This is a genomic window from Lentimicrobium sp. L6, from assembly GCF_013166655.1.
Taxonomy (GTDB): Bacteria; Bacteroidota; Bacteroidia; order Bacteroidales; family UBA12170; genus UBA12170.
In genome coordinates this window covers 1-15053 of the sequence record NZ_JABKCA010000098.1, presented here as the reverse complement: position 1 = coordinate 15053, position 15053 = coordinate 1, and the positions used below count along the sequence as shown (strand labels likewise).

The 15053-nt window shown below is 35.5% G+C and carries 14 protein-coding genes; 12 read left to right on the top strand and 2 right to left on the bottom strand.

Annotated elements, in window-relative coordinates:
- Nucleotides 1–239 precede the first annotated feature (239 nt).
- Nucleotides 240–1049 (bottom strand): hypothetical protein, encoded by an 810-nt coding sequence (locus tag HNS38_RS18275; protein WP_172276312.1) that lies wholly within the window; start codon nucleotides 1047–1049, stop codon nucleotides 240–242.
- 261 nt (nucleotides 1050–1310) lie between these two features.
- Here HNS38_RS18275 and HNS38_RS18270 point away from each other — a divergent pair, with 261 nt between their 5' ends.
- From HNS38_RS18270 to HNS38_RS18235, 8 genes are all read left to right on the top strand, one after another.
- A complete protein-coding gene (locus HNS38_RS18270; protein ID WP_172276310.1) occupies nucleotides 1311–4352 on the top strand; it encodes an ATP-binding protein in 3042 nt (1013 codons plus the stop codon).
- On the top strand, nucleotides 4352–5374 hold the full coding sequence (locus tag HNS38_RS18265; RefSeq protein ID WP_216663779.1) for a mechanosensitive ion channel family protein: 1023 nt from the start codon (nucleotides 4352–4354) through the stop codon (nucleotides 5372–5374). Before HNS38_RS18270 ends, HNS38_RS18265 begins: the two co-directional genes overlap by 1 nt.
- A gap of 314 nt (nucleotides 5375–5688) precedes the next feature.
- Nucleotides 5689–6201 carry a flavodoxin gene (locus tag HNS38_RS18260; RefSeq protein WP_172276308.1) on the top strand — a complete coding sequence of 171 codons (513 nt, stop codon included), beginning with the start codon at nucleotides 5689–5691 and terminating at the stop codon, nucleotides 6199–6201.
- Between the two features lie 70 nt (nucleotides 6202–6271).
- On the top strand, nucleotides 6272–6949 hold the full coding sequence (locus HNS38_RS18255; protein ID WP_172276306.1) for a hypothetical protein: 678 nt from the start codon (nucleotides 6272–6274) through the stop codon (nucleotides 6947–6949).
- Nucleotides 6950–7227: 278 nt separating this feature from the next.
- Nucleotides 7228–8367 (top strand): acyl-CoA dehydrogenase family protein, encoded by a 1140-nt coding sequence (locus HNS38_RS18250; RefSeq protein WP_172276304.1) that lies wholly within the window; start codon nucleotides 7228–7230, stop codon nucleotides 8365–8367.
- 385 nt (nucleotides 8368–8752) lie between these two features.
- Nucleotides 8753–9502 (top strand): electron transfer flavoprotein subunit beta/FixA family protein, encoded by a 750-nt coding sequence (locus HNS38_RS18245; RefSeq protein WP_172346857.1) that lies wholly within the window; start codon nucleotides 8753–8755, stop codon nucleotides 9500–9502.
- A 17-nt stretch (nucleotides 9503–9519) separates the two neighbouring features.
- Nucleotides 9520–10494, top strand: a complete 975-nt coding sequence (locus HNS38_RS18240) for an electron transfer flavoprotein subunit alpha/FixB family protein (RefSeq protein ID WP_172276300.1) — start codon at nucleotides 9520–9522, stop codon at nucleotides 10492–10494.
- 73 nt (nucleotides 10495–10567) lie between these two features.
- Nucleotides 10568–11083 (top strand): DUF6265 family protein, encoded by a 516-nt coding sequence (locus tag HNS38_RS18235; RefSeq protein ID WP_172276298.1) that lies wholly within the window; start codon nucleotides 10568–10570, stop codon nucleotides 11081–11083.
- Between the two features lie 54 nt (nucleotides 11084–11137).
- Here the strand turns inward: HNS38_RS18235 and HNS38_RS18230 are convergent, their stop codons facing one another.
- On the bottom strand, nucleotides 11138–11572 hold the full coding sequence (locus HNS38_RS18230) for an OsmC family protein (protein ID WP_172276296.1): 435 nt from the start codon (nucleotides 11570–11572) through the stop codon (nucleotides 11138–11140).
- A 149-nt stretch (nucleotides 11573–11721) separates the two neighbouring features.
- Between HNS38_RS18230 and HNS38_RS18225 the strand changes: the two genes are divergently transcribed.
- The 4 genes from HNS38_RS18225 (at nucleotide 11722) to HNS38_RS18210 (ending at nucleotide 15022) form a co-directional block, all read left to right on the top strand.
- On the top strand, nucleotides 11722–12420 hold the full coding sequence (locus HNS38_RS18225; RefSeq protein WP_172276294.1) for a Crp/Fnr family transcriptional regulator: 699 nt from the start codon (nucleotides 11722–11724) through the stop codon (nucleotides 12418–12420).
- 254 nt (nucleotides 12421–12674) lie between these two features.
- Nucleotides 12675–13409 carry a T9SS type A sorting domain-containing protein gene (locus HNS38_RS18220; RefSeq protein ID WP_172276292.1) on the top strand — a complete coding sequence of 245 codons (735 nt, stop codon included), beginning with the start codon at nucleotides 12675–12677 and terminating at the stop codon, nucleotides 13407–13409.
- Nucleotides 13410–13642: 233 nt separating this feature from the next.
- Nucleotides 13643–14818: an endonuclease/exonuclease/phosphatase family protein gene (locus HNS38_RS18215; protein WP_172276290.1), complete on the top strand. Its 1176-nt coding sequence runs from the start codon at nucleotides 13643–13645 to the stop codon at nucleotides 14816–14818.
- A gap of 63 nt (nucleotides 14819–14881) precedes the next feature.
- Nucleotides 14882–15022 (top strand): GlsB/YeaQ/YmgE family stress response membrane protein, encoded by a 141-nt coding sequence (locus tag HNS38_RS18210; protein ID WP_172346856.1) that lies wholly within the window; start codon nucleotides 14882–14884, stop codon nucleotides 15020–15022.
- Nucleotides 15023–15053: the final 31 nt, after the last annotated feature.

The window sequence follows — 15053 nt, the reverse complement described above, 5'->3', positions numbered from 1 at the left end:
CTGGAAGAGGAGGGTAGGCAATTGTTTGGGATGGATTTTTGCTTACTTTTTTCCAAAAAAAAGTATGAAGACACATAAGATTTACCTTTCAAAATATCACCACAAATGCAGAACAAACAGTCTAAACTGTAATAATTATTGATGAATACAAAATCAATTCCCCCCAGAATTTTACCTTGACCCAAAAAAATCCCCCTCAGGAATTAACCAAAGGGGGATCTTTCTAAAAAAATTGCAGCCTATTTTTTAGACTGACCGTAAATTTTAACAGTAGTTCCATTTACCGCATCAACAGCAACAGTAGCACTAGTTAAGTGAATCATATAATATTCACCATTATAGATAACACCTAATACATCGTCATAATCACCATCAGCAGATGTAGAGATACCTCTAAAATCAGCCATGTCAGCAGCAGCATCAACCGCAGCAGTTAAAGCTTCAACAGTTGTAATACTTGTCCACTCAGCAGCCGTTAACTGTACTAATTTAGTAGCAGCATCTTTGGCAAGAACGGCATAAGTAGCTCTTTCTACATTGCTAGTCCATTTTAAACCAAATCCATCTAGCCCTGTTCCTGCAGCTCCACCTACTCTTTCAAAATAAGTATCTTCAGCAACTCCAAGAGGAGTATCAGCAGATTCTGCAGTAACAGTTAATGAAATTGTATTTGTTTGATCGTCTTTATCAGTCACAACGAACTTGAAAACGCCAGCACCTGGATCAGACATATTAAATACATAATCAAGATTATAAGACGTTTCGTTGAAAACAGAATCAAATTCTAATACCACAACATTGTTTGAAGTCACTGTATATTTTACTGACTTTAGTTTTTTACCTGAATTTGCATTAGAAGAAGCAGTTATACCAATAGTAAAATCTTGACCAGCAGTCACAACAGCATCTGCACTAATATACTCATTACCACCTTTAAAATCGATGTTTGGTGTTACGTCTACAGGTGTTTCGTCATCGTCTTTACTACAAGATGTTAAACCCATTCCTAGGGCTGCAACAAATAATAAAATAAATTTAAATTTTTTCATGTACTTTTTGTTTTTAAGTTTGATATAATGATTGTTAACATTTGATACTCTATAATAGCCGGCGAATATAATCCATATTTAATTCCTTCTATACACTTCAGCATCAATTATGCCAAAGCTTATACTATTTTTAACTTTTTTAATGATTATGGCAAGTAAGACATCAAAACTGAACATTTAGTTGGCTTAAACAGCATTGTTTTGGAAGAGAGTGGCCATTATTTATTAGAAAAGTGTATTTTTAGCAGGAAATTAAAAAGTATGGAAGAGAGAGCTGACTTTAAGAATAAAGAACTGAAACTATTGTGGGATCAATCGCATCAGCCATTGCTAGATGGGATTTCCCATTACTATCAAATGAGTATTGGAGAGTTTTCTAACTTTGTAGATGCCTATAAATTGAGATATGAGAAACTAGGAGAATTAGATATTCAGGATTTAAGTAGCTATGCTCACCTTCGAGAATTTAAAGAGAGCATACTCGATTTACTCCAAAAAAGCCAAGAAGCCATTATAAACTATGACCATATCCACAGTTCTGGCCAATACCAACAAATACTCGACAAACTCATTAAAACCAATCCAAAAAGTATTATTAGAAAGGAAGTATTTGAAGGATATCAAATAAATAATAAACTTAGACTCCCCCAGTTTTTTCAAAAAATAAGGCTGAATTTTTTGTTAAAAGCCACAAGAAGCAAAAAGAAGTTTTACAATTTTTTCCGTCGTCTTTTCAAAAAAACACCGCTGGATCTCCAATCCTATAGAAGAAGAAAAATTCCTTATCAATCTATGCTAGAAAAATATCTCGGCATAAGAATGGATGAATTGATGAAGCCTATTTTAGAAGACTTGATGCTAAACAAGAGTCAAATTTTATTGGCAGTTTGGGAATTTGATGAAGCTTTAGAAGATCGTTTACAAAATGGCATTAAAGAAAATGAATCAGTGGAGCTCTCTGAAATTCTTTCTAAAACTGATTTTTCAGCACTTTTAGATACCTTAGAAAAGAAGATAAGCCATTTTGAACAGCAAATAAGTGGCAATATTGAGAATACCTTATTTCAAGCCTTCATTGAACTTGATAAAGCTATACTAATTGCAGATACACCAGATTTATCAAATAATAAATTTAGAAATTCCAATATAAAAGACCAACAAACGAAAATTGTTAAATCCTATAATGACAGTTTGCTCAAATGGAAGAATACACATAAAACACTACTCGATGATTGGACCGTAGATGTGGAAATAGTTTGGCTCTATGTAAGTGTTCTAGACAATTACGTTGACCTTCACGACAAAATAAGCCTTTATATCAACGAAAACCTGAATTTCAACCTAGAATTACTTCGCGAATTCATCAACAACTCTTCAAAAACCATTCTAGAAAAAAGCAGCACTGTTAAAGAATTGAAGTCCACCCTTAAAGGGGAAAGAAAAAAGAATCAAGATGAATTCATTGAAAACATATTGGCTAAGACCATTGATAAACTCTCCGGAAATATCAATAGAAACTTAGAGCTTTTCAATACCCAAACCATGAACTTGGTGGAGAAAATCTCAGACAAAAGAAGCTTTGTAAAGAATAAAAATTACGAGGGAGGAATAAAAAACAGTGATATCAATTGGCTTTCATTGCGTGACCTCCTCAATTTTGAGGCTCTGCCTCATTTTAAGACCTCGATTTTAGAAATAGAGCAGTTTGTAGAGGAGCACTTGGAAAAATCTAGAGTAAAGCTTTTGGCTTTAGGTACCGTGAGCGATTTTAGTCTAGAATCAGCAGAAATGATGCTCCAAGAGAAAAAAACGGCATTAAAAGAAAGCATACAAGTAGTTACTGAAGGATACGATAGGGCTTTGGTTCATTTAGATGAAGCCAGCAGTTTAATGGATAAAATCAAGGTGGATCCATTAGAAAAATTACAAGCTACCATCAATAATTTCAATACAGAAATCCAAAAGTTAAAAAATACGGAGAATATATTAGAGCTTAACGTTAAGATTGTAAGAATCAGAGCTATTGAGCGCTCCAAGAGGATTCGCAAAGAAGCTTGGGAATGGATCATCAATTTCCTACCCAAATCAATAGATTTTCTAAAAACCCAGTTTGCCACCACCATTACCTATATCAATGAAGTCAAGAAAAAGCTGGGCATGATTAATGAAAAGCCTCATATTTCTCATGAGCTGTCTGACTTTCTTCGCAAAACAGAGGACTCACTAAAAAAGCTCCCCTTTGTTTATCAAAGACTGTATCAACTAACCCCTACTGATGAGGAGCGCTTTTTTGTAGACCGAAAAGAAGAATTAGAAAAGCTTCAACATGGCTTTAGTAGTTGGGAAAAAGGTCGCTTTGTCACCACTGCCATCATAGGTGAAAAAGGAAGTGGAATCACTTCTCTCCTCCTCTATTTCCTCAAAAGCATCGATAAAGAAATACCTGTTAGGCATCATATACTTGGAAATAAAATTTATGAGTTCGACGCCTACTTCGCCTTTTTTGCTCAGATTTTTAAGCAGGAAAGCTTTACTAGTAATGACCAGATTATTGCCCATGTGAATCAATTAAAAGAGGAACAAATTATCATCATTGAAAACCTCCAACATCTCTACTTGAAGAAAGTTAGGGGTTTTGGCTGCCAAAAAATGCTCTTCGATTTAATGACTAGCACTTCAAAAAAAATATTTTGGTTGGGGACTTATACCTCCTACTCCTGGGAATATTTAGAAAAAACCTTAAAGATTTCATCTGTATTTATCAATGAGGTTCATCTGCAAAGATTCACTGATGAAAACACAGAAGAAATCATCTTAAAGAGAAATTATTTAAGCGGCTATAAAATCGATTTTGAGCCCTCAGAAAGCCAAATTACTTCTAAATCTTATATCAAGTTAAATGATAAAGACCAACAAGCCTATTTAAAAAAATCTTTCTTCAAAGAGCTCAATCAAATGTCGAATGGAAATGTGAGTTTGGCCCAACTCTATTGGCTTCGCTCTACCCACGGAATTAATGAGGATACCATAAAAATCCAATCCTTAAGAGATTTCGATGTTTCCTTTGATAAAGATCTTCCTTCTAATTATTTATTTGCCCTGCATGCTATTTTGGTTCACGATGGATTGATAATAGAAGATTATTCTCAGGTGTTTAAAGCTCCAGAGTATATTTGCCGAAACGATCTGATTCCTATGTTAGAAAAAGGGCTACTCATTAAGCCTAAAGAGAAATACAATATCAACCCCATCATTTTCAGACAAGTGGTTGATTTATTACGTTCACATAATTTTATCAACTAATGAAAAAGATAGAACACAAAACCCTCCTATTTGTCCTGACGCTTTCATTATTGATCATTTCAGCGATTGGTTTTACTCAACAAGACAGCACAACAATGGAGGAGGCCATCAAAGATAGTCTTCAAGTAGAAACCATAACTAAGGCTCCGAAAGAAAAGGCTGAAATCACAGCAGTTTCAACAGAAAAAAATGAATCCACTATTCTAAATGATATTGGTGAAAATGTACCCAACAAACCCAAAGAAGTATTAGAAGTGATTTCTATTCCTAAGATATTCTGGACGGTGGTCATTCTTATCTTAGCCTACTATTTCATACAATTGATTATCAATGTTTTAGTACTTATTTCTGAACGCTCAGCTAAACTTCGAATCGCCATCAAAGGCTTTATTCCGGTTTTCCGAATCGTGATGTGGACCATTATCATTTTTGCTATCATTAAAGGGATATTTAATCCACCATTCGAAACCATTTTAGCATTCACAGCTTCCATTGGTATAGCCGTTGGTTTTGCAGCTCAAGACATGTTGAAGAATGTTTTTGGTGGAATGGCTCTTATTCTAGATCGACCCTTTAAAGTAGGTGATAAAATAGATAGTGGAAAACACTATGGCGAAGTTCTAGAAATTGGATTACGCGCCACCCGATTGGTTACTCCCGATGATTCTGTGGTTTCTGTACCCAACTCTGAACTAGTGAACTCTGCAGTCTCTAATTCCAATTCTGGAGAGCTTAATTGCCAAGTGGTTGCCGAAATCTATTTACCCATAGATGTGGACACACAAAGAGTTAGAAAAATAGCAACAGAAAGCGCCCAAGTATCTCGTTACGTATACTTAAACAAACCTATTAACGTTTTGTTTTTCAACGAGGTGAAACAACATCGATCTTATTTAAAAATGCGTTTAAAAGCTTACGTGATGGATATTCGTTTTGAATTTCAATTTAAAAGCGACATGACAGAAATTGTACTCCGAGAATTATTGGATGAAGGTGTGATTACTAAGGAAGAACTTACTTAAGGACTCATGGGAATGATTGAAGGAGAGAATCGGGCTTATCACACTAAAAATTGACCGTGATTTAGATCAATGAGAGTCTGAGTTTTAATAAAACCCGCTCCTAAATAAAAATCGTCGTCTATTTTGTTTTTTTTTTAATTTTACAAAATGGTGTAAATGTCTTTTTTAAGACTTTATGGCCGCAATAATCACACAAAAAATAATAATAAATACTTATTGGGCTAGCTTTTGCAATAAGAACAAAGTGGAAGTATAAAATTGATACGCTAAACATTAGTTACATTGCCAAACCTCAATAGATAAAAAATAATCAGATGAAGAAGACAATTTTAATGTATTGGCCTAAAGAGGGAAACGTAGAAAAATGTGCGCAACTTATTTCAGATAAACATGAGAATCTGGAAATGAAATCTATCGATCAGGTAAATGATGAAGACCTAAGAAATGCAGAGCAATATATCATCGGTTGTTCAACAGTTGGAAGTGAAACTTGGGACAATAAAGACAATTCTGACCCTTGGCCTGCTTTTATCAATCAATTAGATACTGTTGGGATAAGTGATAAAAAGGTAGCTCTTTTTGGATTAGGTGATCAAGTTCGTTGGCCTATGCACTTTGTTGATGGAATGGCCGTTCTGCACGAACAAATCCTTAATAAAGGCGCCAAAGTAATTGGGAAATGGTCTACAGAAGGATACGATCATGAAGATTCTGAAGCTCAAGATAATGGCTTTTTTGTAGGCTTAGCCCTCGATGAAGATATTCAACCAGAATTAAGTGAAGAACGAGTAACAAAATGGGTGGAACAAATAAAATCAGAGTTTTAATTAAACTTTGGTTAACACTTTATTTTCCACCATCCTCCCATATTTTATATTTTTGCAAAAACTCTATTTTATGAAGTACACTAGCATCAAAGTTTTATTAAGTTTTATTCTTATCGCAGGATTAAGTTTCTCAGCATTAGCAGGGAAGAAAAAAGTATTGGTCAGTTGCTCCGAACCCGACGCCGCCATATACTCTAATGGAATTAAAGTTGGAACAGGACAGGCCGAGGTCGTTGTGTTAAGCAATGCCTGTGTTACCATCAATATTGAAAGAAGTGGATTTCTTGACGTAGAAGAAACTATATGCAATAAGAAGGGCTTTCCAAAGCCATCCAAAACCAAGTATTACGAGATGCTTCCAGATCCTGCTTATGATGCATCTATACAAACAGATATAGCTAATACAGATATTGAAGTTGAACTTAATCCCAATAGAGACAACATAGAAAGCTGGAAAATTTTAAACCAAGTGGTCACCAATTATTTCGATGTCATAGAAATTGCTGACCGTGAAACGGGATATCTTAGAACAGCATGGAATATGCAAACCTTCCCTAATGCTGCAGTAAGGACTCGTATCATTGTCAAAATTGGAAGTTTAGATCCTCTAAGCTATAAAATAAAACTAGTTAGTGAAATCGGAGAATCGGGTACCAGTGTAAAAAGCGATCATAAATTTGCGGAATGGGACCGTGTTTTACGAACCTATGAAACTGTAGTCGACCAAATTACCAGTCGACTTAAGTAGATATATTTTAACAAAATGATAAAGCCTGCTTCCTCTCGAAGCGGGCTTTATTATTTTATTGGATTCGCCTCCATATATACACTCGCATATTACATCCCCAAAAACACAACCAACACATTCCCAATTTTCCTTCCAATCCTCTAATTTCTACCCGAATAGAAATGATAAAAAAATTATAATATTATGCAAGCATAGTATAATTTTGTAACTTAGCTGTCCAAATAAGAAAACCTTTACCTATTCAACCAAATAAAAGTAAAAACCTAAAAAAACATATCATGAATTTTGAATTTACTGAAGAGCAAATAATGATTCAGCAGGCCGCTAGAGATTATGCTCAGCGTGAGTTAATTAAAGACGTTATTGAAAGAGATGAAAAAGCCATTTACCCTACAGAACATATCAAAAACTTGGCTGAACTCGGCTTCCTTGGAATGCTGGTAGGCGAAGAATGGGATGGAGGTGGAATGGATACCATTTCCTATGTTTTGGCCATGGAAGAAATATCTAAGATAGACTCCTCCGTTTCAGTGGTGATGTCTGTAAATAATTCATTAGTATGTTATGGGCTGGAAAAATATGGTAATGATGAGCAAAGGAATAAATATCTGCGCCCTTTAGCTACTGGTGAAAAGATTGGCGCCTTTTTACTTTCAGAACCTGAGGCTGGCTCCGATGCTACTATGCAAAGAACCTCCGCCAAAGATATGGGTGACCATTATCTATTGAATGGTACCAAAAACTGGATTACCAATGCCAACTCCGCATCTACCTATATCGTGATTGCGCATACACATCCTGAAAAAGGACATAAAGGAATCAATGCCTTTATAGTGGAGAAAGACAGTCCTGGAATCACCTTAGGCCCTCATGAAAATAAGATGGGAATGCGCAGTAGTGATACACACTCGGTAATGTTTAACGATGTGAAAGTTCCCAAGGAAAACAGAATAGGTGAGGATGGCTTCGGATTCAAATTTGCCATGAAAACTTTAGAAGGCGGACGTATTGGAATTGCCTCTCAAGCCCTAGGAATAGCAAGTGGAGCCTTTGAAAGAGCATTACAGTATTCTCAAGAAAGAAAAGCATTTGGAACAGAGATTTTCAATCACCAATCGGTGGCTTTTAAGCTGTCTGATATGGCAGTAAAAATTGAAAATGCCAGAAACCTTTGCCTAAAAGCAGCTTGGCTAAAAGATAATGACCAGCCTTACGGTGTGGCTTCAGCCATGGCCAAGCAATACGCAGCCGATATAGCCATGGAAGTAACTACAGAAGCTGTTCAGATTCATGGTGGTTATGGTTATGTGAGAGAATACCATGTGGAAAGATTAATGCGTGAAGCCAAACTAACTCAGATATACGAAGGCACTTCTGAAGTTCAAAAGATAGTGATTTCTCGCAGCCTGATTAAATAAGATGAGGGAAGAGCATAGAGGGAAGATGGAAGTACGAAGTTGGAAATATAAAGGGAAATCGGAAGCAAAGAGTTAGAAGTTCGATTTTTGGTTCAAAGTTCATATATTTAAAGTTCAATTTGACATTCGAATAAGCTTCATACTTTAATTTCTTATGCGTTCTTCGCGATTCATCTTTGCATTTTCTTTGCGTGAAATTTTGAATATGAAAGGGCAAAGAGTTTTGAGCAAAGGGTAAAGAGGTAATGAAGAAAGTTTGTAATGAAATTCAGGCTTTAGAACGAGTATGAAATTCACTTCATGCTCCGAGCTTCAGTCTACAAACCCCAAATACCTCGTTTAAAATAAATAGAGATAAAATTAAATACTATTAAACCTAAATATAATGAAGATATTAGTTTGTATTAGCAATGTCCCCGATACTACTACTAAGATTAAGCTCAGTGGTGATCAAAAAGCGGTGGATATGAATGGCGTTCAATGGGTGATTAACCCTTGGGACGAACTAGCCTTAACCAGAGCTTTGGAATTAAAAGAAAAATCTGGTGGAATGATTGAAAAGATTAGCGTTATCACCGTTGGTGACAAAATGGTGGAGCCTACCTTAAGGAAAGCTCTAGCTGTTGGTGCCGACGACGCGGTGAGAATAGATAGTCTACCTAGTGATGACTTTCAAGTGGCAGCTCAAATTGCAGCTTACCTTAAAGAAAATAATTACGACCTCATTTTGGCAGGAATTGATTCTGCTGATTATAACGGATCAGCTGTGGGTGGAATGCTGGCTGAATTTTTAGAAATTCCTTCTGTTTCTTCGGTATCTAATATCGAATTAGAAGGTGATGATTTAATAATGAAAAGAGCTGTTGATGGCGGTTCTGAAACTTTAAAAATTGCGTTGCCAGTAGTTGCTGTGGTACAAAAAGGAATTGCTCTTGACCCAAGAATACCAGCCATGCGTGGAATCATGATGGCTCGTAAAAAGCCTTTAGTAGTGGTTCCCGAAATTGCTTCAGATTTAAATTCTGAGTTTGTTTCCTTTGAATTGCCACCTGCTAAACCTCCAGTAAAAATGCTGGATAGTGAGAATATAGCTGACTTATTCAGATTATTACATGAAGAAGCCAAAGTATTATAAACCTAAAAAAGAAGAAAATGTCAATATTAGTTTATTTAGAAAATTGGGATGGAAAGTTTAAGAAGTCTTCTTTTGAATTGGTTTCTTATGCCAAAGCTATGGCTGAAAAAACAGGAGGGGATGTCACAGTGCTCTCCATTGGTGATGTAAGTGAAACCGAATTACAAGAACTCTCAAAATACGGAGCATCCAAAATATTAAGTGCAAAAGGCGATATTTATAAAAGCCTAGATAATGCTGTTTATTCTAAAACTATTTCTGCTGCAGCTCAAACTCAAGACTGCAAAATTATAGTGATGGCCAATAATAATACGGGTAAAGGAATAGCACCAAGAGTAGCTGTTAGACTAAAGGCTGGATTAGTAAGTGGAGCTACTGCTCTTCCTTTATCTATAGAGCCTTTCCAAGTTCAAAAGAATGTGTTTAGCGGAAAAGCACAGGGAGTACAACAAGTAAATACCCGAAATAAAGTTATCACTTTAGCGCAAAACTCTTTTATGCTGATGGAAAATGAACTTCCTTTTGCTCATGAAGTATTTGATGCAGGCATAGGCGCCGAAGAGCTTAAAACAGAATTGATGTCCGTGGATAAAGTAACAGACAAATTACTATTGAGCGATGCAGATATTGTGGTTTCTGCAGGTAGAGGAATGAAAGCTCCAGAAAACTGGGGACCTGTTGAAGAATTAGCCCAAGTTTTGGGTGCGGCCACAGCTTGTTCTAGACCGGTTTCTGATGAGGGCTGGCGTGGACATGAAGAGCATGTGGGACAAACCGGAAAAGTAATTGCTCCAAATTTATACTTTGCTTTTGGTATTTCTGGAGCCATCCAACATTTAGCTGGTGTGAGCTCGTCCAAAGTAATCGTAGCAATAAATACCGATGCAGAAGCTCCAATTTTTGGTGCTGCTGACTATGGTATTATTGGCGATTTAAAAGAAGTATTACCAAAGCTTGTTGAAGCAGCAAAAAGCTTCAAAGCTTCGGTTTAAATAATTGTATTTGAGGGCTGTCCCATTAATGTGAGATCATTAGTTTTGGACAGCCTTTTTTAAACCCCGTCTTATGAAAAAATCAATATTTGTTATAGGAATCCTATTTATAGCTTTCTCAAGTACATTAATGTCACAAAGTGAATTCCCTAATACTACGTTTTTAGAGGATGGTGAAACCTCACCTAAGGCTAATTTGGAAGTGGTGAAATGGTTAGCTGGACATTGGCAGGGAGAAGCTTTCGGAGGCATTACCGAAGAATTATGGACACCTCCAAAGGGCAATTCGATGATGGGTTCTTTTAAGCTATTAGTAGACGAGCAGGTTAGCTTTTACGAGATCATGGTCATCACGGAAGAAGAAGAAAGCCTGATTTTAAGACTAAAACACTTCCATGGAGACCTAAAAGGATGGGAAGAGAAAGACGAAACCCACGATTTTAAATTGGTGAAAGTGACTCCCAATAAAGTGTTTTTCGAAGGCTTTACCTTGGAAAGAATCAGCAAAGATGAAATCAATATCTACGTGGTGATTGAAGATGCTGGAAAACAGCAAGAAATGAAATTTCCTTATCAACGGGTTCAATAAAAAAAGGAAGTCCAGCCCATTAGCCAAACTTCCGCAATATATAATTAGTTTGTATTACTTCACCGCAACCACAATCTCAGTGGTGTTTTTAAGATTATCGCCAACTGGGCAGCGATCGAGAATGGCTAATTTCCATTTCTCAATAATCTCATCACTAGCTTCACAATCTGGTTTTAAAGTAACTTTGATCTCCTTATAACCTGCTCTTTCCTCAAATGATTTTCCAAATAAACGATCTGGATTTAAGGTACCCACAATGTCTATTTTAATTCCTTTCAATGCAATATTCAATTCCTGAGCACACACATGAGCCATTACATTTAAGCAACCTGCATAAGCTGCTAAAACATATTCTACTGGGTTTGCTGCGGCATTAGTGCCACCTAAATCTTCAGGTTCATCTACAATAATTTCAAATCCTCTTGCCTTTACTATGGTTTTTGTAGGGTTTTCGCTATGTGCTTTTACTCTAAATTTTAAATCTGCCATTTTAATATTTTTTAGTTGTTATTTAAATCACAAAGGTATTTTTTAGGCGATAGTTCAAATTATAAAATGATTCATAAGATTTCATGATAAATCATGTAATTTTGCATCATTCATCATTTAATGCAATGATGATCTAAATCACAAACGCCATGTTAGACGAACTATTTAATACCATTTCGAAACCAGTTGAGCAAGCTGTTAGTGCCAAAAATTGCTTTGAGGCTTTAAGTCAAGAAGAAAAGGAGGAGCTTTTTAATAGTAAAGTCACTATCGAATTTGAAGCAGGAGAAACCATCATCAAAAAAGGCTTTGTGGCCAGTAATATTATGTTTTTAGAGGAAGGTTTAGCCAAATTAGATGTGGTTAATGACAGCCATACCTCCACTGTTGGATTAATTCAAGCACAGTCCTTCGTTGGAATTATCTGTACTTTTGCCAGTCATAATTTTGAGTTTTCGGCCATGGCCTTAGAAAAGACAAAAATCAGTATTTTCGATATCAAACTCTTTGAAAAATTTGTACAGAATAATGGAAGCTTTGCTTGTCAACTCATTCGCCACACCTCTGCCATCACCAACCGCTTGGTACATCATATCACAAGATTTAATCATAAGAATATTGATGGCGCTCTATCTATCATCCTCAATGATTTCAGTCAGGTTTATCAATCTACCTCTTTTTCTTTACCCGTTAATAGGATAGAGCTAGCTAAAATGCTTGGTTATTCCAAAGAGAGTGTTATCAATACGCTATCCAAATTCAATAGAGAAGGCATATTGAAAGTTCAGGATAAGCACATTGAGATCCTCGATATTGAACGCTTAATCCAAATCAGTATAACGGGATAGATATCTCACTACTATTTATAGCTTATTAACCTTGCGAATCAGGAAATAAAATACAAGTTGGTGTTAAGTCACAGATAGATTTCAAAATGATATTAAATGGGCTATTATTGATCTAGTAATCCTAACTTATATAATTAATTTAATAAGTCATATTAACTTTACGAATAATTTATGCTTCAATTGTAATATGTAATAAACTTTTATGTAATTTTGAGGCTCAATTAATGAATATTTAAATTTTTAAAAAAATACCTATGAAAAGAAACCTACTTTTTTTTGTATTATTACTACAAGCCTCTTTTTTGTTAGGACAAGGGAGTTTGCAATTATTTGATCATGATAATAACGAATTTGTAAATGGTCAGAATCATGTGATACTTGTAGACCCTGTTGATTGGGAAACAGTATCTCCAGAATTATTTGCTAAAAATATCTCAGCTAATGATATTGAAATTAAAATTAGATTAGAGGAGGTTTCCGTTCCTGAAGGATCTACTAATTATTTCTGTGGTTTAGGAAGTTGCTTTGCACCAGGAACTATGGAAACACCTAACTCATGGCCTATTGCCGCAGGCGAAATGATTGGTAATGCAGGAGTTTTTTCGGCACATTATCAGGCTAATGGTGTTTATGGAAATGCTGTTCTTCGCTATACCTTTTTTAATATTGATAATCTTAATGATACCATTTCAGTTACCTTTACTTATGATGGTACGACAACGTCTATTGGTGAAGTTAATTCTGATTTAGCTGTAGATGTTTACCCAAATCCAGCACAAGATATAGTTTATGTTGATGTAGCCCAGTTGAATTTAGAGCAAGGATCCGTTGAGGTTTATAATGCACTAGGTGAATTATCTTTTGTTCAGGAATTAAAAGGGGAATCTAGCTTAAAACTAAACCTAGGAAGTCTTCCTCGAGGCGTATATTTATATCGTATTGTATCCCAGGGTAATTATGGCCGAACTTCAAAATTAATCTTGAAATAAACGGCCAATATATCTTGCAAAAGAGACTCGGATATCCGGGTCTTTTTTTTGCACTGTTACCATATTCCTTCGATTTTATGGTTAAGAAAAGGGCACTTGTTCTATAATGCTTAATGATTTTTTCCAAATAGTGTAACGATGCCATACCATATTTATCCCTGAAGAATACTCGATTCTGAGGCCGAGAACAGATCAATAAAAAGGAATAGATATTTTACCGACATTTACAGGCTATGAAAAAACACAGATACATCATACTAGTATTAGCCGTACTTATATTTAGCAATAAAGCCTTTACTCAAAGTTTTCCTGATTTACATTTTGGGACCGACAATACTTTAGATATAGTGAGTTGGAATATAGAATGGTTTCCCAAAGAAGGGCAAACTACCATTAATAATGTAAAGGGAATTGTTGATGCATTGGATGCTGAAATTATTGCAGTCCAGGAAGTAGATAGTAAAACTTCTTTTCAGCAATTAATAAATCAACTTGCTGATTATGATGGCTATTATTTAAATGATGATTACCAGAGCTTGGCTTACCTCTTTAAAAAATCGGAGGTTCAAGTGATGGATAGGTATGAGATTTATACTTCCTCTAATTACTGGAGTCCCTTTCCTCGTTCTCCTTTGATTGTAAAAATAAAGTTCAGAAATGAGATTTATTATATCATCAATAATCATCTGAAATGTTGTGGAGATGGCAATTTAGATCCCTATGATACAGGTGATGAAGAAGCCAGAAGGCTTAGAGCTTGTAATCTATTAGATGATTATATTGAAGGCAATTTAAGCAATGATAAGGTGATAGTATTGGGGGATATGAACGATGAAATCACAGATAGATCCCAAGATAATGTATTCACCACTTTCCTTTCTAAACCTAGCAAATATAGTTTTGCCGATATGAGAATAGCTGAAAGCAGTAGTTCTGGATGGTCTTATCCTGATTGGCCATCGCATTTAGATCATATCTTGTTGACCAACGAATTGTTTGAACAGGTGGAACAAGATGGTTCTTCTTGTGAGGTTATCAGATTAGATGATCATTTTTATGGTGGATTTAACGAGTATGAAAACAAGGTGAGCGATCATCGACCCGTAGGAATTAGGATCAAAGCTGAAGCTCAAGGAATTTTCAATCTCGGCAGCACCAATATAAGGCTAAAAAATGCCCCCAACCCCATTACTCAATCTACTGTTTTTACTTTCCCTGCTCAAAGTACTAATGGCGAAATCAGTATCTTTAATTCTAGTGGGATTCTTTTAGAGAAAATAATGATTCCTGAGAACACAAACTCTATTATTTGGCATCCTCAAAATAAACTTGATGGTATTTATTATTCTCAATTTAGGGTAGATGACAAAACTATTTCTTCGGGGAAAATCCTCATTATAACCCAATAAGCTATTGCAATTTCATCTGTATTTTTCTTATCTTTAGTTCTTTATTTAACCAAAAGAACAATTATGAGTATTATCGGAGTTATTATTATTGGCCTATTTGCCGGTTTTATTGCGGGATATTTAGTAAAAGGAACTGGCTTTGGATGGATCATCAATCTAATCCTTGGAATTGCTGGTTCACTATTAACCCGAGTTCGATTATAAAAACAGAGCTAATTGATCGTCTTTCTCCAAA